Genomic DNA, 23,310 nt, shown 5'->3' with positions numbered 1-23,310 from the left:
GTCACACCTCCGCCTCAGCCGACGACCGCCGCGCGTACACACAGCACGTCCGGCAGGTGCGACACCAACTGCCGCCAGTGGTCGCCGTCGTCGGCCGACGCGTACACCTCGCCGTTGCGGTTGCCGAAGTACACCCCCGCCGGGTCCGCGTCGTCCGTGCACATCGCGTCGCGGAGCACCGTGCCGTAATGGTCCTCCGTCGGCAGGCCCGCCGACAGCGGCTCCCAGCTCTTGCCCGCGTCCGCCGTGCGGAAGACCCGACAGCGGTGGTCGGCCGGGACACGGTCGGCGTCCGCGGTGATCGGGAACACGTACGCGGTGTCTCCCCGGTGCGGATGGGCGACCGCGGCGAACCCGAACGTGGAGGGCAGGCCCGCGCCGATGTCCTCCCAGTGCGCGCCCGCGTCGTCGCTGCGGTACACCCCCCAGTGGTTCTGGAGGTACAGCCGGTCGGGGGTCGCCGCGTCCCGGGCAACCTTGTGCACGCACTGGCCGAACTCCGGGTTCGGGTCCGGCAGGAACACCGCGGAGACACCGGAGTTGGAGGGCGACCAGCTCGCGCCGCCGTCCTCGGTGCGGAACACCCCGGCGGCGGACACGGCCACGGTCACCGCGCGCGGGTCGCGCCGGTCGGTGAGGATGGTGTGCAGCCCCTCGCCGCCACCACCCGGCTCCCACTTGTCGCGGGTCGGGTGCTCCCACAGCGGCCGTACCAGCTGGAAGGTCTCCCCGCGGTCCTCCGAGCGGTACAGCGCGGCCGGTTCCGTGCCCGCGAACACCACGTCCGGCTCGGCGGCCGACGGGTGCAGCTGCCACACCCGCTCCAGCGAGGTGCCGGTGTCCTTGGGGAACTTGACCGCGGGCTGCGTCGGCTCGGTCCAGGTGTGGCCCAGGTCGTCGGAGTGGAAGACGGACGGACCCCAGTGCGCGCTGTCGCCGCCGACCAGCAGGCGGGGCGTGTCCGTGCGGGTGTCGATGGCGACCGCGTAGACGGCCTGCGCGTTGAAGTACGGACTCTCGTCGAACTGCCATGTGCCCCCGCGCCGCCGCCCGATGAAGAGCCCTTTACGCGTGCCTACGGTGAGCAGTACGTCAGCCATCTCGGCCACCTCCTGGACATCGTCGTCTCAGTCACGGGCCAGTCTGCACCTCACCACTGACAGTCACCCCTCGGAACACCTTCGCCGCAGGTCAGAGGGCGTGGGGGCGGGGCGCGCGGAAGTGGGGGACCGGCCGGGTCCGGGCGGGGTGACCCACATCGCATGAGCAGGCGGAGGGCCGTCGCCGTATGGGAGAGCGGTCCGGCTGTCCTGCGCGTGTGAGGGAGGGTGCCCCCGATGGTGGCATTCCGTGGTCCGAAGGTGTGGTTGTGGCGATGGCGGCGCAACCCGCTCAGAAGGCGCAGCGACCGGCTGGAGTCCTGGGTCGTGCTGATCACCTGGGCCCTTACCCTGTTCGGCGGGGTGGTCACCGGCCTCATGGCCGCGGACTCCGTCGAGTCCGGCCTTGCCCGGCAGCGCGCCGAGTGGCGCCCCGTCGTCGCGCTCCTCACCGAGGACGCGCCGGAGCCGTCCGGCCCGAGCGGTACCGGCACGGAGAAGGTGTGGGCGAAGGTCCGCTGGACGGCGCCGGACGGCTCCGCCCACAAGGGTCAGGCGCGCGTCGATCCCGCCAGCCTGATGGGCACCCCGGTCACCGTCTGGACGGACGCCGAGGGCCTCCTGGTCACCAAGCCCGCCGGCGAGTCCCAGGCCCGGCTGCGCGCCGCGCTCGTCGGCGGTCTCGCGGGCGTGTTCGTGGCCGCCGTGCCCTTGGTGGGCGGACGGCTCGTCCGCGGCCGCATGGAGCGGCGGCGGATGGACCAGTGGGACGAGGAGTGGGAGCGGATCGGCCCGCTCTGGGAGCGCAAGATCTGGTGAGTACCGGCGGGGTGTGGCGTGACGGCGATCGCCCCGCGCGAACGGCCGACGGCCGGACGAGGCCCGTGGGGGAAGGCTCCGTCCGGCCGTCGGGGGGACTCACCGGGGGGTGACGAGCGGTCTCACCTGTAGGTGATGTCCGAGGCGGAGTACAGGCAGTTGGTGCTGTCGGGGCCCGTACCGACGGCGGTGGTGTTGTTGTACTTCTGGCAGGGGACGACCTTGCGGCTGCTGTCGTTGAGGATCGTGATACCCCGCAGGGTCGCCACGTCGCCACGGTTGACGTTGATGCCGACGAGCCGTGCGGTGGAGCCGGTGCCGGTCACCTCGATGTTGCTGAGGTTCACCTTGCGCGTGTACTGCGTGGAGCAGTCGCCGCACGAGCGGTACAGCGTCTTGAACTCGCTGACCGCGAAGTTGGAGATGTTCACGGTGCCGGGCCCGTTGTGCTGGAAGACCTTGTCCGCCGCCTTCTTGGCGCCGCCGCCGGTCACCGTGTAGGTGGAGCCGCCGCGGAAGGTCGCCGCGTCCTCGCCGACGTCCTCCCACCACACGTTCTGCAGCGTGCAGTTGCCCTCGCAGTGGATGCCGTCGGCACCGGGCGCGCCGATGATGACGTTCTTCAGCGTCGCGCCGGCCGCGAGCTTGAAGATCGGGTCCTGGCCCTCCTCCTGGCCGTCGCCGGCCAGGGCGCCGCTGCCGTAGTACCGCACCATGCCGCCGTCCCTGGTGCCGGAGACCGAGATGGTGGAGGACACCGGCTGGCTGCTGCTGGGGGTCGGCCAGGTGGCGGCGCTCGCCGGGGTGGCGCCACTAGTCATGATCATGCCAAACGAGAGGCTGAACGCGGCGAACGTGCCGGTCAGCGCGCGCGTGCGGGCACGCGGACGTGTTGCAGAAGTCATGTCCCGATTCCTTCTGTTGTCCGAGCGGATGGGGGGTTGGAGGGTTCTCAGAGTTTCCCGGCCCCCGCGCCCGACGTCACCGAGGCGACGACGGAGGAGGCGGACTCGGCGGTGTAGCTGTAGGGCGGGTTGGTGAAGCTCCCCACCCGGGAGATCTCGGTGGCGGCCCCACCGAGGTCGTTGCCGCGCAGATTGGCGTAGCCGTCCACGTCACTGCTGCGGTTCGTGGTGACCGCGACTCCCGTGTTGCGGAAGACGTTGTTCTCCACGAGCATCTGGGCGCCCATGCGCGAGTGGCAGGCGGTCTCGGCGCCGTCCACGTAGTTGTTGTAGAAGTGCCCGGTGCCGAAGCGCAGGCTGGGGATGCGCGAGTAGACGTTGCTGAAGTGGTTGTGGTGGTACGTCACCTTCAAGTGGCCGGTGTCCTCGGAGGCGTTGTTGTCGCTGTGGCCGACGAGCGAGCCCTTGAAGTGCTCCTTGAAGGTGTTCCAGGACACCGTCACGTTGTCGGAACCGTGGTTGATGTCCAGCAGACCGTCGTAGTAGTCCTTGTCGTGCGAGCGGTCCGCCGAGAAGGAGTTGTGGTCGATCCACACCTTCGTGGACTCCTGGACGGTGATGCCGTCGGCGGGCGCGACCGGCTTGCTGATGTTCAGGTTGCGGACGACGACGTTGGTCTCTTCCTTGATCCGCAGGCCGCCGCCGGTGAACCCGGACGACGACCCCACGCCCAGCACCGTCGTGTTGGAGCCGATGTCCACCTGACCGCTCAGCGAGATCAGGCCGTTGACGCGGACGACCTTGGCCGCGTTGCCGGTGACGGCGCTCTGGAAGGCGGCGAGCGTCGAGACGGTGACCGGGGTGGCGCTGCCGCCGCCGGTGGTCCCGGCGCCGTAGCCGATCGGTGCGGTCTCCGCGGCTCCGGCCGACTGAGGCAGGGCGAGGACGGCGGCTGTCGCCAGGGCGGCCGCGGCGGCCACCAGGGCTGATCTTTGCGCTTGTGTACGTGGGGGGACGGTACGCATGCGGGTGCGTCCCTTCAGGGAGAGCTACTGATGGGCCATGTACGTGAACCTTGTTCAGTGTGTTGATCGCCGCGTGTGAGCGGAAAAATCGAGGCATGGACCTCGACGGTGCAGGTGGAGCGGTTTCTCGGGGAGTCGTAGACCCCGGCGTGCCTCGCCCTCGGTGCATGGCGGCGGCAGGTGGTTCACACTGCTGAACGGAACGTAGGGGGCAAGCGCTTTCTAGTCAACGCTTTGCGCAAAAGACATTGAGTCGGTCCTGGTGAGAGCGGTCGGCCGGACTTGTCGTGGTGGCCGACCGGTCGCGGCGCGTCGGCGCGAGCGAATTCTTTCGATGCGTGGGAGCGCTTCCATGGCAACCATGTGCATGTCACGATGCTCGGCGGACGCTCTGCTTCCGAGAGGGGCGGGTCGATGACGACTCCACGTGTGCGTACGTTCATCCGGGGACTGATCCTGGCGTTGCTCGCCGTGTGCGTGACGGCCCAGTCACCCGGACCGGCGGCCGCCGACGGTTCCCGCACGAGCCGGGCGGACCCGCTGCCCGGCTCCTTCACCTGGTCCTCGACCGGCCCGCTGATCTCCCCGAGACCGGACGCCACGCACCCGATCGTCTCGGTCAAGGACCCGACGGTGTTCCGGTACGAGGACCGCTGGCACGTCTACGCCACCACCGCGAACACCGCGGGCGCGTGGAGCCTGGCGCACACCAGCTTCACCGACTGGAACAACGCCTCGGCCGCTCCCCAGACGTTCCTCGACGCCAACCCGAACATCGGCGACCGTTACGCCGCCGCGCCCCAGGTCTTCTACTTCGCTCCCCGGAGACTCTGGTACATGGTCTTCCAGACCGGGCCGCCGGTGTACTCCACCACCACCGACCCGAGCGATCCCGGCAGTTGGAGCGAGCCGAGGTACTTCTTCGACGCCGAACCGCCCATCCTGACGGCGAACAAGGGCAACGGCGGCTGGCTGGACTTCTGGACGGTCTGCGACACGACCCACTGCCATCTGTTCTTCTCCGACGGCAACGGCCACATGTACCGCTCCCGTACCACGGTCGGCGAGTTCCCGGGCGGCTTCCGGGACACCGCGATCGTGCTCTCCGAGCCGAACCGCTTCGACCTCTTCGAGGCGAGCAACGTCTACCGGATCGGCGACAGCGGCAGGTACCTGATGCTCGTCGAGGCGCTCGCCACGAAGTCGGACTGGCGGCGCTACTTCCGCGCCTGGACGGCCGACAGCCTGGACGGTACATGGACGCCGCTGGCGGAGACCGAGGCCAACGCCTTCATCCGCTCGAACAACGTGACCTTCGCGGCCGGCCAACCGGCCTGGACCGTGGACTTCAGCCACGGCGACCTGATCCGCGACGGAGTCGACCAGACGCAGACGATCGACCCCTGTCGGCTGCGGTTCGTGTACCAGGGGATGGATCCCGCGTCGAGCGGCGACTACTCACAACTCCCGTGGCGGCTGGGCCTGCTCACCCAGACCAACTCCGCCTGCTGACCGGGACCGACTCCTCTTGGGCGCCTGCTGACCCGGACCGACTCCTCTTGGCGACTGCTGACCCGGACCGACTCCTCTTGCCGTACTCGTGACAGGAAGGCACAACGACGTGACCCTCACCCCCCACGACCGCACGCGCAGACCGCTGCGCTCGGTACTCGTCGCGCTGCTGGGAGCCCTGGTGCCGTTGCTCGCGGCCACGCTCCTCACCGCGCCGACGGCCGCCGCCGCACCGGCCGAGGAGGCCGCTCCCGCCACGCGGGCCGAGGCCGCTCCCCGGGCGGCGCTCACCGAGATCACCGGCTTCGGCACGAACCCCAGCAACCTGCAGATGTACCTGTACGTGCCGGACAGCGTCACGGCGAACCCGGCGATCGTGGTGGCCGTGCACTACTGCACCGGCTCAGGACCGGCGATGTACAACGGCACCGAGTACGCCTCGCTGGCCGACCGGTACGGGTTCATCGTCGTGTATCCGTCCGTCACCCGCAGCAGCAAGTGCTTCGACGTCGCCTCCCCGCAGGCGCTGACCCGCGGCGGCGGCAGCGACCCCGTGGGCATCAAGTCCATGGTCGACTGGACCGTCCGTACCTACGACGCCGACACCGACCGTGTCTTCGCCACCGGCATCTCCTCCGGCGCGATGATGACCAACGTCCTGCTCGGCGACTACCCCGACGTGTTCGCCGCCGGTGCCGCCTTCGCGGGCGTCCCCTTCGCCTGCTTCGCCACCACCAACGGCTCGGAGTGGAACAGCGACTGCGCGAACGGCACCATCACGCGCACCCCGCAGGCCTGGGGCGACCTCGTCCGCGGCGCCTACCCCGGCTACACCGGACCCCGGCCCCGCATGCAGGTGTGGCACGGCACCGAGGACGACGTGCTGCGCTACCCCAACTTCGGCGAGGAGATCAAGCAGTGGACCAATGTGCACGGTGTCAGCCAGACACCGGCCGCCACCGACTCGCCCCAGTCCGGCTGGACCCGCACCCGCTATGGCGGCACCGGTGACCGCGCTCCCGTCGAGGCCATCAGCCTCCAGGGCACCGGCCACAACCTCTACACCTGGGGCATGGCCGAGCGCGTCCTCACCTTCTTCGGCCTCAACACCTCCGGCCCCGCGCCCCAGCCCCCGACCGGCCCCTGCAAGGTGACCGTCACCACCAACGCCTGGAGCACCGGCCTGACCGCCTCGGTGACCATCACCAACACCGGTACGACGGCGGTCAACGGCTGGCAACTGGGCTTCACCCTGCCCTCCGGGCAGGCCATCACCAACGGCTGGGGCGCCACGTACAGCCCGGCGAGCGGTGCCGTGACCGCGACCAACGCCACGTACAACGCCGCGCTCGCGCCCGGCGCGAGCGTCAGCATCGGCTACCAGGCGAACCACACGGGCAACAGCGCCGCACCGTCGGCGTACACCCTCAACGGGACGGCGTGTACGAGCGCTTGACGTGTCCGGGGGGCCGTCCGCGCCGACGGGCCTTCGTCCTGGTCGGCACTTCGTCCTCCCCGGCCTCCCGTCCTGACCGACTCCTCCGGGTGCGCGCCGACGAGGCGTGCACCCGGACATCGTTCGCGCTCGACCGCCTTCCGCCTTCCGCCTTCCGCCTCCTGTCTTCCGCCCTCCGCCCTCCGCCATCCGCCATCCGTCTTCCGGTTCCCGTCTTCCGCCTTCCGGCTCCCGCCCTCCGCCATCCGTCTTCCGGTTCCCGTCTTCCGCCTCCTGTCTTCCGGAGAAAGGCACCGCCTGTGCAGCCGTCCAGAACCCCGCAGCCCTCCGAGCCCGCCGGCAGAGCGCCGCTCGCCACCCTGATCGCCACCTGCGTCCTCGCCCTGGCCCTCGTGGTGGCGTCGTCCGCCGTGCTGGCTCTGGTCCGCGGCCCGCAGCGGACGGACGGTGCCGGCGCCGGTGACACGGCGACATCCGCCCGGCGCTGGGTGAACACCTGGTCCGCGATGCCGCAGCTCACCGAGCCCGGCAACATGCCACCGGCGCCGTTCACCGGGGACCGGGCCGTGCTCGTCGACACGACCCTGCGGCAGACCGTCCGCGTGACCACCGGCGGCGACCGCGTCCGGCTGCGCTTCTCCAACGCCTTCGGGGGCAGCGCGCTGCCGCTGACCGCCGTGACGGTGGCTCTTCCGCTGGGCGGGCAGGCGGGGGTCGGCGCGATCGAACCCGGCACCTCCCGGACGGTGACCTTCAGCGGCCGGGAGGCCACGACCGTGCCGGTCGGTGCCCAGGTCGTCTCGGACCCGCTGGACTTCACGCTGCAGCCGGGCGCCAACCTGACCGTGACGGCGTACCTGGCCGAGGGCCACGCGTCGCTCGCCCTCACCTCGCATCCGGGCTCCCGCACCACCTCGTACCTCCGGCACGGCGACCACACCGAGGACACGGACCTGCCGGGAGCGACCCCGACCAACCACTGGTACCTGCTCAGCGATGTCGAGGTGCTGTCCCGGCCCGCCACGACCGCGGTCGCCGTCCTGGGCGACTCGCTCACCGACGGCCGCGGCTCCACCACCAACGGCAACAACCGCTGGCCGGACCAGCTCTTCGACCGCCTCCAGGAGAAGCCCGGCACCCGGCACATCGCCGTGGTGAACCAGGCGGCAGGCGGCAACCGTGTCCTCAACGACGGACTCGGCCCCAACGCCCTCGCCCGCCTGGACCGCGACATCCTGGCCCACAGCGCCGTCGAACAGCTGATCGTCTTCGAGGGCATCAACGACCTCGGGACCGCCGAGGCCACCCCCGCCGCCCAGCAGCGCGTCACCGCCGACCTCATCGCCGCCTACGAGCAGATCGTCGTCCGCGCCCACGCCCAGGGCATCCACGTCTACGGCGCGACCCTGCTGCCCTTCGACGGCAACACCCCGTACGACGACGCCGCCGGACACCGCGAAGCGGCCCGGCAGGCAGTCAACACCTGGATCCGCACCAGCGGCCGCTTCGACGCCGTCCTCGACTTCGACCGCGCGGTCCGCGACCCCGAGAACCCCAGCCGACTCCTCCCGACCCTCCACGACGGCGACTGGCTGCACCTCAACCCGGAGGGCTACCGCGTCCTGGCCGAAGCGGTTCCGTCCCGCCTGCTCCAGCGGAGATGAGCGGCCCGGTACGGCTGCGGACACCCTTACAGACGCGTGGATGACGAGCCGTTTCGCGGGAACCCGGCTCCCCTCGGAAGAGGATCACGCTTGAGGTGAGGAGAGTCATGGCACGAGGTGGCCGGTGGGGTGATGAGCAGGGCGAGCGGGGGCGCGCCCCGGGGCTCGGGCTGCTGACACGTCCGGCGGCCGTCGCCGCCGGGCTCGCGACGGCCGGTCCCCGGCTGCTGGCACGAGGCGCCGGGCCGGCGGTGGGCATGGCCGCCGGAGCGGTGGCCGGAGCGGCGAGGGCGGGCGTACGGGGCGTGGACACCGCGGCGCACGCCGCGCGCGTCGCCCGCAACGCCCTGCCGGGAGGAGTGCGCCCCTGGCGCTCCGGCGCACGGGCCCACTTCGCGCTGCGTCCCGAGGCCCCCGAACGGACACGGCGGGAGGGCGGGACGGAACACGTGGCCCGAAAGGTGGCCGCGGCGCTGGCGGAGCGGCCCGACGTGGCGCTCGCGTACTGGGACCGAGGACTGGCGCGGCTCGTGGTGGCCGCAGCCGAGGAGGCGCTCAGCGACAAGGTGGTGGAGGAGGCCACCGCGCTCGCCGCCCGGCACGGACTGTCGACGACGGACGAGACCGTGGAGGGGTACGCCCATCCCGGCGACGCGGCCGGGATACGGGCCGCGGTGGCGGCTCTCGCCGCCGACGCCCTGGGCACCGGGGTCGCGCTCACCGGGTCCTTCCTCCGTCTGCCGCCCTCGCCGCGGCTGGTGACCGCGGTGGCGACGCTGCTGCGCGAGAACCCGCGCTTCCGCGGATTCCTGCGCGACCGGCTCGGCGCGTCCCGCATGGATGTCCTGCTGGCCGCCGCCAACGCCGCGGTGCACGGCGCGGGGCAGACGCCGATCGCCCTGCTGCTCGACGGCGCGCTGCGCGTCTGCCAACTGGGGGACACGGTGGCGCGCGCGACCGCGTTCGACACCGTCCACGACCAGGTGTGCACGCCGGCGCGGGTCGGTCTGCCCCCACGCCCCTCCGTGCGCCCGCCGCTGCGGACCACCCCCGCCCAGGAGTACGCCGCCCACGCCTCCACCGGCAGTGTGCTGGGCGCCGTGGCGACCCTGCTGGTCAAGCACGACGGCCGGGAGGCCGCCGAGGCGGTGCTCTCGGGCTCGCCCAAGGCCGCGCGCTACGGGCCCGCCGCCTTCCACGCCGTACTGAGCGGGGCACTGGCCCGGACCGGCGTGCTGGTGCGCGACGCGGAGCGGCTGCGGCAGCTGGAGACGGTCGACACGATCGTCCTGCACCCCAGCGCGCTGCGGACCCCCGGCGCGGGCGCGGACCCGTGGGCCGAGACCGTCCTGGACGCGGCACGCCGAGCCCGCCTCACCGTCGTGATGGTGGACGACCCGGCGCTGCGCGACTTCACCGGCCTCGCGGACCAGGTAGTGGACGGTGCGCGGCCGTTGCGCGAGGTCGTGGCGGCACTGCGCGACGAGGGCGGCACCGTCCTCACGGTCGCCCGGCTGCCTTCGACCGACCCCGAAGCGGAGGTCGACGACACGCACGCACGGGGCGACGACGCCCACGCCCACGTACGGGTCGACGACGCGCACGTACGGGACGGCATGGACGTACTGGACGGGCTGCTCGGCGGTGACGTGGCCATCGCCCTCGCGGACGGGGACAGCGCCGTCGTCTGGGGCGCGGACGTCCTGGCCCTGCACGGCCCGGCCGATGTGTGGCGGCTGTTGACCGCGGTCCCGGCGGCCCGCGCGGTGGGCCGCCGCTCGCAGATCCTGGCCCGGTCCGGTGCCGCCCTCTCCGGCCTGCTCGTGGCCGTCGGCGAGTCGAACGGGTCGCGCCGCTCGCCCCTGCCCGGACTGCGGCACGTCCCCGTAGACATCGGCGCCGCCACGGCCCTGCTCACCGGCGTATGGTCGGCACTCGGTGTGGCGATGACCCGCGCGCCGCATCCTCGCCCGCGTACGGCCTGGCACGAACTCGAACCGGACGACGTCCTCGCCCGGCTGGAGCACGAGCCCGGCGCCGACACCGACAAGACGCCGGTCGAGGAGGCGACGACCCGGCTGCACGAGGCGGCCGACGCGGTGGGGCATGCCACCGCGCTGGCCCCCGTGCGCTGGACCGTGGAACTCGCCCGGGCCGTCCGCGGCGAGCTGGACGACCCGCTCACCCCGGTGCTGGCGGTCGGCTCCGCCGCGTCCGCGATCCTCGGGTCGGTCGTGGACGCCCTCCTCGTCTTCGGCGCGCTCGACCTGAACGCGCTGGTCGGCGGTGTGCAGCGGCTGCGGGCCGAGCGGGCGCTGTCCGGGCTGCTCGCGGACCAGAAACGGAAGGCCCGGGTCACCCCGAGGGACGCGGACGAGCCGGCCGGCGCACCCGCCGGGGACACGTCGGCCGAAGCCCGGACCGTGGACGCCGCCGGGCTCACTCCTGGCGATGTGGTCGAGCTGAAGGCGGACGACGTGGTCCCGGCCGACGCCCGGCTGCTGTGGGAGGACGGACTGGAGGTGGACGAGTCGGCGCTCACCGGTGAGTCCCTGCCGGTGGAGAAGCGGACGGCCCCTACGCCCCGCGCCCCGGTGTCCGACCGCTGCTGCATGGTCTTCGAGGGCACGACCGTGGTGGCCGGTCAGGCCCGGGCCGTCGTGGTCGGAACCGGCGACCGCACCGAGTCCGCACGCGCCGTCGCCCTCGCCGCCCGTACGCCCCCGTCCGCCGGGGTACAGGCCAGGATCCAGGAACTCACCCGTAAGGCACTGCCGTTGACCATGGCCGGCGGCGCGGCGGTCACAGGTCTGGCCCTGCTGCGCGGCACCCCCATCCGGGAGGCGGTGAGCGGTGGAGTAGCGGTGGCCGTCGCCGCCGTCCCCGAAGGACTGCCGTTGGTCGCGACGGTGGCGCAGCTCTCGGCCGCCCGCCGACTGAGCCGCCGCGGTGTCCTCGTCCGCACCCCGCGCACCCTGGAAGCGCTGGGCCGCATGGACACCGTCTGCTTCGACAAGACGGGCACCCTCACGGAGAACCGCCTCCGCCTGGTGCGCGTGACCGAGACCGATGGCACGACCCGCACCCCCAAGGACACGATCGCCGACGACTCGACCCGCACCCTGCGCGTCGCCGCCCGCGCCTGCCCGCGATCCAACGGCGGCTCGACCCGCCCGGTGCACGCCACCGACGAGGCGGTGCTGGACGCTGCCGGGTCCGACCCGGAGTGGGAGCAACTGGAGGGCCGGCCGTTCGAGGCGGCCCGTGGTTACGCCGCCGCCGTCGGCCGGGCCGGGGTCGGCACCCCGGTCCTGGTGGTCAAGGGCGCCCCGGAAACGGTCCTGCCCGTCTGCCGTGACCTCCCGCACCACGCGTCAGGGGCGGCACAGTCGCTGGCCCGCGACGGGCTGCGCGTCCTGGCGGTCGCCGAACGTCCGCTGCGCGCGGGCGAGGAGCCGTCGGACGCCCTCGAAGCGCCCCTGGACGAGCTGGAGTTCACCGGCCTGCTCGCGCTGGCCGACGTACCGCGCGAGACGTCCACGGCGCTCGTGCACGGGCTGCGCGGGGCGGGCGTACGGCCGGTCATGCTGACCGGTGACCACCCGCAGACCGCTCGCGCGATCGCCGCCGAACTGGGCTGGCCCGAGGACACCACCGTCGTCACGGGCGACGAACTGGCGTCCGCCGACAGGTCGGTACGGGCCCGGATGCTGCGCGACGCGGGAGTGGTGGCACGTGTCGCGCCCGAGCAGAAGCTCCAGGTCGTGGAGGCGCTGCGGGACGCCGGCCGGGTCGTCGGGATGGTCGGCGACGGCGCCAACGACGCCGCGGCCATCCGTGCCGCCGACATCGGCGTGGGCATCCAGGCCCGTGGCTCGGCGGCCGCCCGCAACGCGGCCGACCTCGTCCTGACCGACGAGGACCTGTCGGTGCTCATCGAGGCGGTCGCCGAAGGCCGTTCCCTGTGGCACAGCGTCACCGACGCCATCGCCATCCTCATCGGCGGCAACGCGGGCGAGGTCGGCTTCGGCATCCTCGGCACGCTCCTCGCGGGCTCGGCCCCGCTCTCCACCCGCCAGATGCTGCTCGTGAACCTGTTCACGGACCTGTTCCCCGCGATGGCGGTGGCCGTGACACCGAAGGAGGAGCCCTCCGGGAAGGACGGCGACAGGAAGGACGGCGACAGGAAGGACGCAGACGGGAGCGGGACGGGCTCGGACGGGGAAGCCGCGGCCGCGAAGGACGAGGACACCCTGGGCACGGAACCCCTCGGCACCGCTCTCCTCGGCGCGCCCCTCATCCGCCAGATCCGTCACCGCGCCCTGACCACCTGCCTGGGCGCGACCATCGCCTGGCTGATCGGCCGCTTCACCCCCGGCACCGCGCGCCGTTCGACGACGATGGCCCTGTGCGGCGTGGTCGGCACCCAGCTGGCCCAGACCCTCGCCGACCGCCGCCACAGCCCGCTGGTCCGCACCACGGCCCTCGGCTCCGCCGCCGCACTCGTCGCCCTGATCCAGATCCCCGGCGCCAGCCACTTCTTCGGCTGCACCCCCCTCGGCCCGGTCGCCTGGGCGGGCGTCGCCACGGCGATCGCCCTCGCGGTGGCGGGCCAACGGACACTGCCCGACCTGGAGAGGACCGTCCAGCGGCTGGTGGGGGCTCGCATCCCGGCCGGGACGACCTAGACGGCCTCTTCCCGGGGCTTCTCGACACGCTCGTCGACGCCGCCGCCCGCCAGGCCGCCCGCCTCGGCGACACCCGAGCCGGACCTCGTCGGAAGGTGGTTGAACAGCAGGTTCAGCACGATCGCCGTGACACACCCCGCGCTGATGCCGCTGTTCATCACCGTCTGGAACCAGTCCGGGAACTTCGCGTAGACCGTGGGCACCCCGACCGGCAGCATGCCCACAGCCACCGAGACGGCCACGATCGTCAGGTTGTGGTTGCCCTTGAAGTCGACCCGAGCCAGCGTGCGCAGCCCGCTCGCGGCGACCGTACCGAACATCACCAGCCCGGCGCCGCCGAGCACCGGCGCCGGGATCGCCGCGACCACCGCGCCCAGCTTGGGCAGCAGACCGAGCAGCACGAGGATGCCGCCCGCCGCCGCGACGACCCAGCGGCTGCGCACCCTGGTCATGCCGACCAGGCCGACGTTCTGCGCGTACGCCGTGTACGGGAAGGTGTTGAAGACACCACCGAGGACCGTGGAGAAGCCGTCGGCCCGCAGCCCGTCGGCGAGGGAACGCGGTTCCACCTCGCGGCCCGTCATCTCGCCCACCGCGATCAGGTCACCGGTGGTCTCGGTCATGGTGACGAGGGCTACGACCAGCATGGACACGATCGCCGAGACGTGGAACGTGGGTGCCCCGAAGTGGAACGGCGTGCTGATGCCCAGCCAGTCGGCGTCCCGCACCCCGCCGAAGTCCGTGAACCCCAGCGGCACCGCGACCGCGAGCCCCACGACGATGCCGATCAGCACCGCGATCCGGCTGAGGAACACCGGGGCGAACCGCTGCACGCCCAGCACGACGAGCAGGACGAAAGCCGCCAGCGCCAGGTTCTTCGGCTCACCGAAGTCCTTCGCGCCGACTCCGCCGGCCGCCCAGTTGCCGGCCACCGGCAGAAGGGAGAGGCCGATGATCAGGATCACCGTGCCGGTGACGAGTGGGGGGAAGAAGCGGAGGAGTCTGCCGAACACCGGGGCCAGGAGCATGATCGCCAGGCCGGCCACGATCACCGAGCCGTAGATCGCGGGGAGTCCGCCGCCCTCCGTCCCGATCAGCACCATCGGGGAGACGGCCGCGAAGGTGCAGCCCTGCATGATGGGGAGGCGTACGCCGAAGCGCCATACGCCGACGCACTGGATCAGCGTCGCGATGCCGCACACGAGGAGATCCGCGGTGATCAGGTAGGCGAGGTCGGCGGGCGGGAGTCGCATCGCGCCGCCCACGATCAGCGGCACGGCGACCGCTCCCGCGTACATGGCGAGGACGTGTTGGAGGCCGAATGCCGCGAGCTGGCGTACTGGGGGTACTTCGTCGACGGGGTGGACAGGGGTGGTGGATGCCATGGGCGAGACCATAGGGGATTTAAACAGTCTGTTGATTTCTGGGTTGTTGCCTGTATGTGTTCGGCCTGCGGGTCAGTGGGGGCTTGTCGCGCAGTTCCCCGTGCCCCTAAAGAGGCTCGCTGCCCTGCGCGGCGGTCATGAGTGACTGCCAATCAGGGAGCTTCACCACACCCCTGCCCAGTGATGCCCCCAATGCCGCCTCGGCCCTCTCTATCGCCTGCCAACCCGACCACTCGACCGGCTCGCAGCCCTCTGCCCTCAGCGCCGCCGTCGGATCGTCCGGCACCGCCTTGCCCACAAGCGCCGGAGCATCCTCCAGCAGCGAAGTCACCGTCTCCTTCGCGCACGGACGGTTGGTGCCGATCACACCGGTGGGGCCCCGCTTGATCCAGCCGGCCACGTACTCGCCCGGTGCTGCCGCGCCGTCCCGGACCACGCGTCCGGCGATGTGCGGGACCGTGCCGTGGGCCGCGTCGAAGGGGAGGCCGTCGAGGGGGACCCCTCGGTAGCCGACCGAGCGGAGGACCAACTGGGCCTCGATCTCCTCGTAGCGGCCGGTGCCGGTCAGGCCGCCGTGGCCGTCCGGGGCCGTGCGTTCCAGGCGTACTCCGCAGACGCGGTCGCCGTCGGCGAGGAGTTCGACGGGGCGGAGGAAGAAGCGCAGGCGGATGTGGTGGCGGCCGGACGCGGGGGGCGCGGTGGCCCAGCCGCGCAGGACCTCGACGTTACGGCGCTGGGCGGCGGGGAGGGACGACGGGTCGACGTAGTCCGGATCCAGTTCCAGCTCCGCCGCGTTGACGGTGACCTGGGTGTCCGGGAGGGTGCTCAGCTCGCGCAGCTCCTTGGTGGTGAAGCGGGCCTGGGAGGGGCCGCGGCGACCCACCATGTGCACCTGGGCGACCTCGCTGGTGGCCAGTGAGGTGAGCGCGGCCTGGGGCATGTCGGTGGGGCTCAGCTCGGTCGCGCCGCGTGCGAGCATGCGGGTGACGTCCACGGCGACGTTGCCGACGCCGATGACCACCGCGGACCGTGCGCCGAGGACGAAACCGTCCGCCACGGCGTCGGGGTGCGCGCTGTACCAGGAGACGAACTCGGTCGCCGACCAGCTGCCGCGCAGTTCCTCGCCGGGGATGCCGAGCCGGCGGTCGGTGGCGGCGCCCACGCAGTACACGACCGCGTGGTACAGCTCGCGCAGCCGGGCGGCCGGCACACCGTGCGGACCCACCTGGACGCCGCCGAGGAACCGCACCCGCTCGTGCTCCAGCACGGTGCGCAGGCTGTTCTGCAGCGATTTGATCTTCTCGTGGTCCGGCGCCACCCCGTAGCGCACCAGGCCGTACGGGCACGGCAGCCGGTCCAGGACGTCGACGAGCACCTCGGGATCCCGCTGGACGAGGCTCTGGGCGGTGTAGCACCCGCTCGGCCCCGAACCGACGACGGCGACACGCAGCACGGCGGAACTCCTTACGCGAGGAGATCGCTGATATCTCAAGGATGGCACCGCAGGGCGTACCGGGGGAGGGGCGCGGAGACGAGGGCTGCGCCGTCGGGGTGCCGTGCGCGCCGGGTATGCGTGGCTGTACGCAGTGAATGTGATCATGCGCTTACGTTGCGTAGGTGCTGGAAGCATCCTTTCTTAATCTTTCTGATCGCCACTGGCAGGACGGCACGGTGTCCGTGTGGCCTGCCTGGGAAGTGCGGGAGCACGACGGGGCCACGGCCTGGTTCAACGCCCGGCTGGCCTTCCCGGACGGGGCCGGGGTCGAGATGCTCGCCGTGGTCTGCGCGGGGCGGCTGTCCCTGGAGGACGTGCGCGCCCAGCCGCCGCTGTCCCTGGACGACCTGGCGGAGCTCGCCGACTGGATCGAGGGCCCGCTGTTCGAGGCGTGCGGCACCGCGCCCGAGGTCCTCGACGAGGAGCTGTCGGAGGCGTCGTACGGATCCGGCCGCCGGGCCAGGCCCGTGTGGCCGCGCGGTGTGGAGGGGCGGCGGCTGGTGGCCGAGGAGTACCTCGCGGCGCAGCGGGCGGGCCGCGACCCGGTGCTCGCGGTGATGTGTGCGACCGGGCACAGCCGCCGCAGGTCGCTCCGGCTGATCGCCGGGGCGCGTGACGAGGGCCTGCTCGGCCCCCGTCACGCCCGGCGCTGAGGCCTGAGCCCGGGAAGGCGCGACGGTCACTCCGTCAGGTCGCGCATCCGGCTGATCTCGGTCGTCTGCTGGGCGATCACGTCGTCGGCCATCTCCTCGATCACGATGTTGTTGCCCTGCGCCTTCACGTCCGTGGCCATCGTGATCGCCCCCTCGTGATGGGTGATCATCAGCCTCAGGAAGAGCTGGTCGAACTTCTCGCCCTTGAGCGTGCCGAGTTGCTCGAGCTGTTCCTCGGTCGCCATGCCGGGCATCGTCTCGTGGTTGTGCGAAGTGCCCCGCTCATCACCGCCGTTGGACTTCAGCCAGCCCTCCATGGCCTCGATCTCCGGCTTCTGGGCGGCCGAGATGCGCTCGGCGATCCGCTTCACCTGGGTCGACTTCGCGCGGTCGGGGGTGAGTTCGGTCATCTCCAGGGCCTGGGTGTGATGCTCGATCATCATGCGCGCGTAGTCGAGGTCCGCGGAATTCGGCGAGTCGTCCTCGGCGCGCTGCTTCTCGGCCTCTTCCGGCGAGAGGGTTTGAGCCGCCTCCCCCGGTTTTCCGGGGGCGATCACCGCGGGTCCGCCCGACTTGGCGGAACCTCCGTCGGGGGCCGCGTCCGATCCCGAGTCGCAGCCCGCGAGTGCGAGCAGAGCGGCCGCCAGCGAGGCCGTGACCAGCGGCGCGCGGGATGTGCGGCGAACGAGCACAGTGACCTCCTGGGGCACAGGAACGGGCGTACACCTCATGAGTGTTGACGAACGTTCCTAACACGCTTTCACGCGCGGCTGATCAAATTTGTTCGTTACAAGTACATTGCCGTCTGTTGATCTGTGCATGATGAAGACGATACTTCGGAAGTGCTTGAACCGTTCCACCGCGAACGGCTACACGGGAGGACACAGTGACCCTGTTGAACAACCTTCGGACGCGGCGCAGACGTCTGGGTGTCGCCGCGACCGCGGCCGGCCTGCTGGCCGCGTTACTCACAGCCGGACCGGCGGCCGCGACCCCCGACCCGGGGGACTCGCCCGCCAAGCCGAAGGAGGTCTCCAAGAGCGACGCGGCCGAGGCGCGGGCGGCGATAGCCGCCGGCGAGATACCCGGCCAGGACGAGATCGTCCACTCCGCCAACATCCAGCACCTGGCCAACATCCCGAAGGAGGCGCTGCCCGGCACCAACTCGGACCTCGCCTTCCAGGGCAAGTACGCCTACGCCGGAAACTACGACGGCTTCCGCGTCTTCGACATCAGCAACCCGAAGGCACCCAAGACGGTCGCCCAGGTGCTCTGCCCGGGCTCACAGAACGACATCTCCGTCTCCGGCGACCTGCTCTTCCTGTCCACCGACTCCTCGCGCAGCGACAACTCCTGCAACAGCACCACGCAGCCCGCGAGTGAGAAGTCGTCGTGGGAGGGCATGAAGATCTTCGACATCAGCGACAAGCGGAACCCGAAGTACGTCGCCGCCGTCGAGACCGCCTGCGGCTCGCACACCCACACCCTGGTGCCCGAGCGCAGGAACGTCTACGTCTACGTCTCCTCGTACTCGCCGAACGCCGCGTTCCCCGACTGCCAGCCGCCGCACGACGGCATCTCGATCATCAAGGTGCCGCGCAAGTCCCCGGAGAAGGCGGCCGTGGTCGGCTTCCCCGTCCTCTTCCCCGGTGAGGGCGCAGACGGCGGAGGCAACCCGGGCTCGCCCACGAACCCCGGCGTCTCCAAGACCACCGGCTGCCACGACATCACGGTGCTGCCGTCGAAGGACCTGGCCGCCGGCGCGTGCATGGGTGACGGCATCCTCTTCTCCATCAAGGACCCGGAGAACCCGAAGATCATCGACCAGGTCCAGGACAACGTGAACTTCGCGTTCTGGCACTCGGCCTCCTTCAACCAGAAGGCGAACAAGGTCGTCTTCACCGACGAGTTGGGCGGTGGCGGCGCGGCCACCTGCAACGAGGCGATCGGACCGAACCGCGGTGCCGACGGCATCTACGACATCGTCGGCAAGGGCGACCATCGCAAGCTCGTCTTCAAGAGCTACTTCAAGATCCCCCGCCACCAGGCGGACACCGAGAACTGCGTGGCCCACAACGGCTCGCTGATCCCGGTCAAGGGCAAGGACATCATGGTCCAGGCCTGGTACCAGGGCGGCGTCTCGGTCTGGGACTTCACCAACTCCTCGAAGCCCCAGGAGATCGCGTACTTCGAGCGTGGTCCGATCTCCACCGACACCCTCGTCGGTGGCGGCTCGTGGTCGGCGTACTACTACAACGGCTACATCTACTCGAACGACCTGGTGAAGGGCTTCGACGTCCTGAAGATCAACGACCGGCGGACGGACCCGGCCAAGTGGGTCCATCTGCGCGAGCTCAACGTGCAGACGCAGCCGGACTACTTCGGCTGGTAGAAGAACCGCGACAGATCCCTGTCACCCGTCCCGCCGGGCCCCTCGGGGACCGGCGGGACGCCCGACTCCCAGTCCAGTCCGTAGCGCCGGAACAGCTCGGCCCGCAGTGTGGTGAGGGGCAACGGCACGTTCGGCAGCACCATCGCGTACACGGCCCCCATCAACAGGGCCCGCAGCAGTGGGTAGTCGGCGTCAGGGTCGGTGGAGCCGTGCCGGGTGACCGTGTCCCGCAGCAGGTCGCGCAGCCGCCGCTGCTCGGGGCACTGGACGAGGCCCCGGGGACTCTGCATCATCCCCGCCATGTGCTGGCGCATCAGCACCGGCCGGTCCCGGGCCAGTCGGAGGATCGCGTCGATGGTCCGGGCCATGCGCTCCCGCCCGTCCGCGCCGCGCGGCTCGCGCTCCAGCGCCTCCTCCAGCGTCCGGTGCATCAGCCGGTGCACGGCCGACTGGACGAGCTGGCGCTTGCCCGGGAAGTAGTACGACACCAGTCCACGCGCCGAGCCGGCGCGGTCCGCGATGTCCGCGAGCGTCGTCGCCTCATAGCCCCGCTCGTCCACCAACTCGACCGCGGCCTGCAGCAGTCGCTCCCGGGAACGCCGCCGCAACTCTTCATTGACCGAGGCGCTGCGCGGGGACATCCTGTAACTCCTGCGTTGACTGGCTGCCAGCCAACTATACTCAGCGCTTCCGGGCGGCGACCCTACGTGCTCCCTCCCGGCCGCAGTTCGTCCCGGGCCGCACGGGGGACGGTCCGGGACGGACGTCCAGCGGTGACGAACAGCCGATCGCTGAAGGGGACTCGAGCGAAGGCCCCTCGCCGGCGGAGCTTCGGTCGACGGCCTCTCAGCCCACCAGGTCCAGCACCGGCCGCAGCCCGTCCGGCCGCCGGGCCGCGGGCAGATGGTCCACGAAGTGCACCCCGCACCCCAGCGCCGCCGCACCACCGTCGGCCCGCCGATCGTCGCCGACCATCAGGGTGTCCCGCGCGTCGACGCCCAGCGCCTCGCAGGCGAGGGCGAACAGCCGCGGGTCCGGCTTCTGCATGCCGTGCTCGTACGACAGCACATACGCGCCGATGTACGGGTCGAGGCCGTGCGCGCGGAACACCGGCCGTAGATCCCAGCCGATGTTGCTCACCACACCGACGGCCACCCCGCGTTCCCGCAGGGCGGCGAGGACGTCGGCGGCGTCCGGGTAGGGGCTCCAGGCGGGCGGCGCCATATGGCGGTCGTACAGCGCGTCGTGCAGCGCGGGGTCGGGGAGCGCCACGCGGCGGGAGAGACCCGTGTACGCGGCCCGGTGCCGCTCGGCGCTCCGGTCCCGCATCGCCCACAGCTCACCCAGTTCGCCCGTCGGCGGCTCCACGGGGGACGCCCCGCCCGGTAGCGCGCCCGCCCGCTCCAGGGCCTCGGCCGTCCGGACCAGCTCCGGCTCGGGCAGGGCGAGACCCGCGTCCGTCAGGGCCGCACGGAGCCAGGACTCGGTGGACTCCGCGCGGAAGAGGGTTCCGGAGAAGTCGAACAGCACCCCTTTGATCGTCATGCCGTCGATCCTTCGTGCCCGCCCGTAACCGGTCAAGTACGCCTCGGTCCGTACCACTTCTCGTACGTCATCACCGCCAGCGCGATCGTCAGCCCGCCCAGGAGCCAGCCGCCCACCACGTCCGACGCCCAGTGCACGCCCAGCCAGATCCGGGTCAGGCCCACGCCGACGACGGAGACCGCGGCCACCGCCAGGGCCGTCCGCATGAGGGCGCGGCCGGCGCCGTACCGATGGAGAAGCCAGAGCAGCAGGCCGAGGACGACCGTGGCCGTCATGGCGTGGCCCGAGGGGAACGCGGCGTAGTGTGCGGAGTCGACGGGGTCGGGCCACGCGGGCCGCTCCCGGCCGACGGCCGCCTTCAGCCCCTGTTGGACCGCCGTACCGACGGCGCTGGTGACCGCCAGCCAGATGGCGAGCCACCACTCTCTGTGGCGCCACACCAGCCAGATCGCGGCGGCCGCGGCCAGCAGGCGCATCGTCACCGGGTCCCAGACCCAGTCCGTCAGAATGCGGAACGCGTGACTGATGCCCGGTTCGGCGACGGCCCATCTGTGCGTGGTGTTCGCGATGCTCTCGTCCAGGGACATGAGCGGCCCCCAGGAGAGCGCCGCCAGGACGAGCAGCAGAACGGAGGGCGCCGCGAAGGCCGCGGCGACGCGGGCGGTGCGGGTGGTCGAAGGCCGGTGGGGCGGCGAATCGACGGTGGAGGTGTGCATACAGCGATCCTCGCCGACTCCCGGGGCGTCAGACCAACGCCGGGGCGTGAGATCACTGTCACGCCCCGCGACCGGAGAAAAGGCTTCGCGCCGGCCGTTGTTCTTGGGCTGTTCTTTGTCGCTTCTTTGCCCTGTCACGCCCCACCGAGTGCCCGCAACCCCGGGACGAAAGCCACCAATACGGGTACGACCGGCACCAGAGCCCCATACGCGGTCAGCCGCAGCCGCCGCGCCGGAGTGAGCCGTTCCGGGGGAGCGAGCAGCCGGCGGACACGCTGCGGCACGTGGTCCTCGGGAGTCGGACAGGGCCCGAACGCGCCCCGGTCCTCGTTGAGGCCGACGAGCGCGAGGGCGATGGCCAGGCGCCCGTGGCGGCGGGAGGCCGTGTCGTCGGCGGCGAGTTCGACCAGGCGGTGCATCTCGGCGCGGAACGCGGCGAACACCGGCACGCGCGGGAACCCGCCCGCCAGGGCCGCCGAACAGTGCAGCAGCCAGTGGTGCCGCGCCCGCGCGTGCCCCTGCTCATGGGCGACCACCGCGTCCACCTGCCGCCCCTTCAGCCGGCGCAACGCGGCGGTGGTGATGACCAGTCGGGGCGCCGGCCCGGGCAGCCACCAGGCGTCCGGCCGCTCGCCCTCCACCACCACGAGCCGGTCGCCATCCGACTCCTCGCCGGGCAACAGCGGGGCCCGCAGCAGAATTTCGGCGTGGCGTCGATGCTGCTGCCGCCGGGCCCGCACGACCTCGCGGACCAGCATCGCCCCGGTCCACAGACCGCCGCACGCGAGCACCACGGCGGTGGTCACGGCCCAGGGGCCCCCGGTGCCCAGCGCGTACGCCTCCACGACCGCCTGCGGCGCGGGCGCGAACACCCGCCCGCGCACCGCCGTCCAGGCGGCGGCCGCGCTCAGGGACATCGACAGCACGCAGCACAGCAGTACGGCCGCGACCACCGACTGCCACACCCACAGGGCGACCACCGGTTCACGGTCCGGCCAGTCGGCCCGGGCCAGCAACCGCGGGGCGACGACGGCGATCAGCGCGCCGAGCAGCAACAACGCCGCGGGGACCATCATGGGGCGCAGCCTATGAGCGCGGCGGGGTACGGCGACACGGCCCGCACCGCCGAAGTGACACAGACCACGATCACGTACGTGCCACTGCCGCACGAACCCCTTCCGTACGACCCGTCGCCAGGACGACCTGCTCCCGTACACCCCCGGGCAGTGCGCCCCGGCCCCCGCGCCGCTCAGACCGTCAGCAGCATGGCCAGCATCCCGATGCCCATGGAGAGCCGACAGGCCCGCGCCAACTCGGGCCGGTCGCCCCAGCCGGGCGCCCGGGACGCCACGACCCGCGCCCCCGCCGCGGCCGGTCCGGGGATGAGCCGGACGCCCGCCCACAACACATAGCCGGTGAAGTACACCAGCAGCACCCCGGTCACCAGGGGCGGTCCCGCGCCGCCGTGGCCGCCGCCGGACGAGGACGCCATCGCCGCCGCCATATAGACCATCGCCAGCGCGCCCACCAGGTGATGCAGATGGTGCGGGCTCGTCCGGGCCGACCACAGGGCGTGCACCGCGGCCGCGCCGAACACGAGCGTGTACGCGAGCCAGACCCAGCGCGGCGGCGCCACGGCCGCGGCGGGCACAGCCATCACGGCCATGCCGAACCCCATCAGCGCCTCGCCGCCCGCGGCCCGGCGCTGCTCCTCGACGGCGCTGCGCATCCGCAGCAGGCAGTAGCCCCCGCTCAGCGCGCACAGCGCGACCAGCAGCCAGCCGGGCGGAACCGGTCCGTGCACCACGCACCTCCCCGTTCGACGACGTCGGACAGTGCTGAGAGTGAGGTCGGACAGTCGGTCAGGGCATGCCCGTGCCCGGTGGCGCGCATACGAGCGCAAGGGTGTACGCGGGGGAGCGCGCGAGGTGCACCGAGGAGAGGAGTGCCACAGC

At 71.8% G+C, this 23,310-nt stretch carries 18 protein-coding genes; 7 read left to right on the top strand and 11 right to left on the bottom strand.

Annotated elements, in window-relative coordinates; genetic code table 11:
- Positions 1-14: 14 nt before the first annotated feature.
- A complete protein-coding gene (locus JIX55_RS06960; protein ID WP_257562379.1) occupies positions 15-1,100 on the bottom strand; it encodes a WD40/YVTN/BNR-like repeat-containing protein in 1,086 nt (361 codons plus the stop codon).
- 237 nt (positions 1,101-1,337) lie between these two features.
- Between JIX55_RS06960 and JIX55_RS06955 the strand changes: the two genes are divergently transcribed.
- Complete coding sequence (locus tag JIX55_RS06955) at positions 1,338-1,919, top strand: Rv1733c family protein (protein WP_257562377.1); 582 nt, start codon at positions 1,338-1,340, stop codon at positions 1,917-1,919.
- 122 nt (positions 1,920-2,041) lie between these two features.
- Here the strand turns inward: JIX55_RS06955 and JIX55_RS06950 are convergent, their stop codons facing one another.
- Both JIX55_RS06950 and JIX55_RS06945 read right to left on the bottom strand, forming a co-directional pair.
- Positions 2,042-2,824, bottom strand: a complete 783-nt coding sequence (locus JIX55_RS06950) for a pectate lyase (protein ID WP_257562376.1) — start codon at positions 2,822-2,824, stop codon at positions 2,042-2,044.
- Positions 2,825-2,871: 47 nt separating this feature from the next.
- Positions 2,872-3,849 carry a pectate lyase family protein gene (locus tag JIX55_RS06945; protein WP_257562375.1) on the bottom strand — a complete coding sequence of 326 codons (978 nt, stop codon included), beginning with the start codon at positions 3,847-3,849 and terminating at the stop codon, positions 2,872-2,874.
- A 414-nt stretch (positions 3,850-4,263) separates the two neighbouring features.
- Between JIX55_RS06945 and JIX55_RS06940 the strand changes: the two genes are divergently transcribed.
- The 4 genes from JIX55_RS06940 to JIX55_RS06925 all read left to right on the top strand — a co-directional run bounded on the left by JIX55_RS06940 (position 4,264) and on the right by JIX55_RS06925 (position 13,169).
- Complete coding sequence (locus tag JIX55_RS06940; RefSeq protein WP_257562374.1) at positions 4,264-5,361, top strand: non-reducing end alpha-L-arabinofuranosidase family hydrolase; 1,098 nt, start codon at positions 4,264-4,266, stop codon at positions 5,359-5,361.
- Between the two features lie 109 nt (positions 5,362-5,470).
- On the top strand, positions 5,471-6,817 hold the full coding sequence (locus JIX55_RS06935; protein ID WP_257562373.1) for an extracellular catalytic domain type 1 short-chain-length polyhydroxyalkanoate depolymerase: 1,347 nt from the start codon (positions 5,471-5,473) through the stop codon (positions 6,815-6,817).
- A 359-nt stretch (positions 6,818-7,176) separates the two neighbouring features.
- Entirely contained in the window at positions 7,177-8,481 is a 1,305-nt protein-coding gene (locus tag JIX55_RS06930) for an SGNH/GDSL hydrolase family protein (RefSeq protein WP_257569241.1), read from the top strand.
- 107 nt (positions 8,482-8,588) lie between these two features.
- Positions 8,589-13,169, top strand: coding sequence for an HAD-IC family P-type ATPase (locus tag JIX55_RS06925; RefSeq protein ID WP_443046385.1), 4,581 nt, complete (start codon positions 8,589-8,591; stop codon positions 13,167-13,169).
- Here the strand turns inward: JIX55_RS06925 and JIX55_RS06920 are convergent.
- Both JIX55_RS06920 and JIX55_RS06915 read right to left on the bottom strand, forming a co-directional pair.
- Positions 13,166-14,554, bottom strand: coding sequence for a nucleobase:cation symporter-2 family protein (locus JIX55_RS06920; protein WP_257562372.1), 1,389 nt, complete (start codon positions 14,552-14,554; stop codon positions 13,166-13,168). The genes JIX55_RS06925 and JIX55_RS06920 overlap by 4 nt on opposite strands.
- A gap of 106 nt (positions 14,555-14,660) precedes the next feature.
- Positions 14,661-16,007: an FAD-dependent oxidoreductase gene (locus tag JIX55_RS06915; protein WP_257562371.1), complete on the bottom strand. Its 1,347-nt coding sequence runs from the start codon at positions 16,005-16,007 to the stop codon at positions 14,661-14,663.
- A gap of 218 nt (positions 16,008-16,225) precedes the next feature.
- On the opposite strand from JIX55_RS06915, the gene JIX55_RS06910 reads away from it, so the two are divergent.
- The gene (locus JIX55_RS06910; RefSeq protein ID WP_257562370.1) at positions 16,226-16,702 is read left to right on the top strand and encodes a DUF6214 family protein; all 477 of its coding nucleotides are present in this window, start codon (positions 16,226-16,228) and stop codon (positions 16,700-16,702) included.
- A gap of 26 nt (positions 16,703-16,728) precedes the next feature.
- On the opposite strand, the gene JIX55_RS06905 is transcribed toward JIX55_RS06910, so the two are convergent.
- Positions 16,729-17,394 (bottom strand): DUF305 domain-containing protein, encoded by a 666-nt coding sequence (locus JIX55_RS06905; RefSeq protein ID WP_257562369.1) that lies wholly within the window; start codon positions 17,392-17,394, stop codon positions 16,729-16,731.
- Between the two features lie 194 nt (positions 17,395-17,588).
- Between JIX55_RS06905 and JIX55_RS06900 the strand changes: the two genes are divergently transcribed.
- Complete coding sequence (locus JIX55_RS06900; protein ID WP_257562368.1) at positions 17,589-19,094, top strand: LVIVD repeat-containing protein; 1,506 nt, start codon at positions 17,589-17,591, stop codon at positions 19,092-19,094.
- On the opposite strand, the gene JIX55_RS06895 is transcribed toward JIX55_RS06900, so the two are convergent.
- From JIX55_RS06895 to JIX55_RS06875, 5 genes are all read right to left on the bottom strand, one after another.
- On the bottom strand, positions 19,079-19,735 hold the full coding sequence (locus JIX55_RS06895) for a TetR/AcrR family transcriptional regulator (protein ID WP_257562367.1): 657 nt from the start codon (positions 19,733-19,735) through the stop codon (positions 19,079-19,081). The two genes, JIX55_RS06900 and JIX55_RS06895, sit on opposite strands and share 16 nt — an antisense overlap.
- Positions 19,736-19,940: 205 nt before the next feature.
- On the bottom strand, positions 19,941-20,639 hold the full coding sequence (locus JIX55_RS06890; protein ID WP_257562366.1) for an HAD family hydrolase: 699 nt from the start codon (positions 20,637-20,639) through the stop codon (positions 19,941-19,943).
- Between the two features lie 32 nt (positions 20,640-20,671).
- On the bottom strand, positions 20,672-21,355 hold the full coding sequence (locus JIX55_RS06885) for a phosphatase PAP2 family protein (protein ID WP_257562365.1): 684 nt from the start codon (positions 21,353-21,355) through the stop codon (positions 20,672-20,674).
- 134 nt (positions 21,356-21,489) lie between these two features.
- Positions 21,490-22,431, bottom strand: coding sequence for a M56 family metallopeptidase (locus tag JIX55_RS06880; RefSeq protein ID WP_257562363.1), 942 nt, complete (start codon positions 22,429-22,431; stop codon positions 21,490-21,492).
- A gap of 173 nt (positions 22,432-22,604) precedes the next feature.
- Positions 22,605-23,159 (bottom strand): DUF5134 domain-containing protein, encoded by a 555-nt coding sequence (locus tag JIX55_RS06875; RefSeq protein ID WP_257562361.1) that lies wholly within the window; start codon positions 23,157-23,159, stop codon positions 22,605-22,607.
- Positions 23,160-23,310: the final 151 nt, after the last annotated feature.

The organism is Streptomyces sp. DSM 40750, assembly GCF_024612035.1.
Classification (GTDB): Bacteria; Actinomycetota; Actinomycetes; order Streptomycetales; family Streptomycetaceae; genus Streptomyces.
The sequence above is the reverse complement of the archived record's forward strand: the minus strand, read 5'-3'. Positions and strand labels throughout refer to the sequence as shown.

Coding starts and splice junctions, on each gene's coding strand:
- JIX55_RS06960 (WP_257562379.1), bottom strand. CDS start 1,100: ATGGCTGACGTACTGCTCACCGTAGGCACGCGTAAAGGGCTCTTCATC.
- JIX55_RS06955 (WP_257562377.1), top strand. CDS start 1,338: ATGGTGGCATTCCGTGGTCCGAAGGTGTGGTTGTGGCGATGGCGGCGC.
- JIX55_RS06950 (WP_257562376.1), bottom strand. CDS start 2,824: ATGACTTCTGCAACACGTCCGCGTGCCCGCACGCGCGCGCTGACCGGC.
- JIX55_RS06945 (WP_257562375.1), bottom strand. CDS start 3,849: ATGCGTACCGTCCCCCCACGTACACAAGCGCAAAGATCAGCCCTGGTG.
- JIX55_RS06940 (WP_257562374.1), top strand. CDS start 4,264: ATGACGACTCCACGTGTGCGTACGTTCATCCGGGGACTGATCCTGGCG.
- JIX55_RS06925 (WP_443046385.1), top strand. CDS start 8,589: ATGGCACGAGGTGGCCGGTGGGGTGATGAGCAGGGCGAGCGGGGGCGC.
- JIX55_RS06920 (WP_257562372.1), bottom strand. CDS start 14,554: ATGGCATCCACCACCCCTGTCCACCCCGTCGACGAAGTACCCCCAGTA.
- JIX55_RS06895 (WP_257562367.1), bottom strand. CDS start 19,735: ATGTCCCCGCGCAGCGCCTCGGTCAATGAAGAGTTGCGGCGGCGTTCC.
- JIX55_RS06890 (WP_257562366.1), bottom strand. CDS start 20,639: ATGACGATCAAAGGGGTGCTGTTCGACTTCTCCGGAACCCTCTTCCGC.
- JIX55_RS06885 (WP_257562365.1), bottom strand. CDS start 21,355: ATGCACACCTCCACCGTCGATTCGCCGCCCCACCGGCCTTCGACCACC.
- JIX55_RS06880 (WP_257562363.1), bottom strand. CDS start 22,431: ATGATGGTCCCCGCGGCGTTGTTGCTGCTCGGCGCGCTGATCGCCGTC.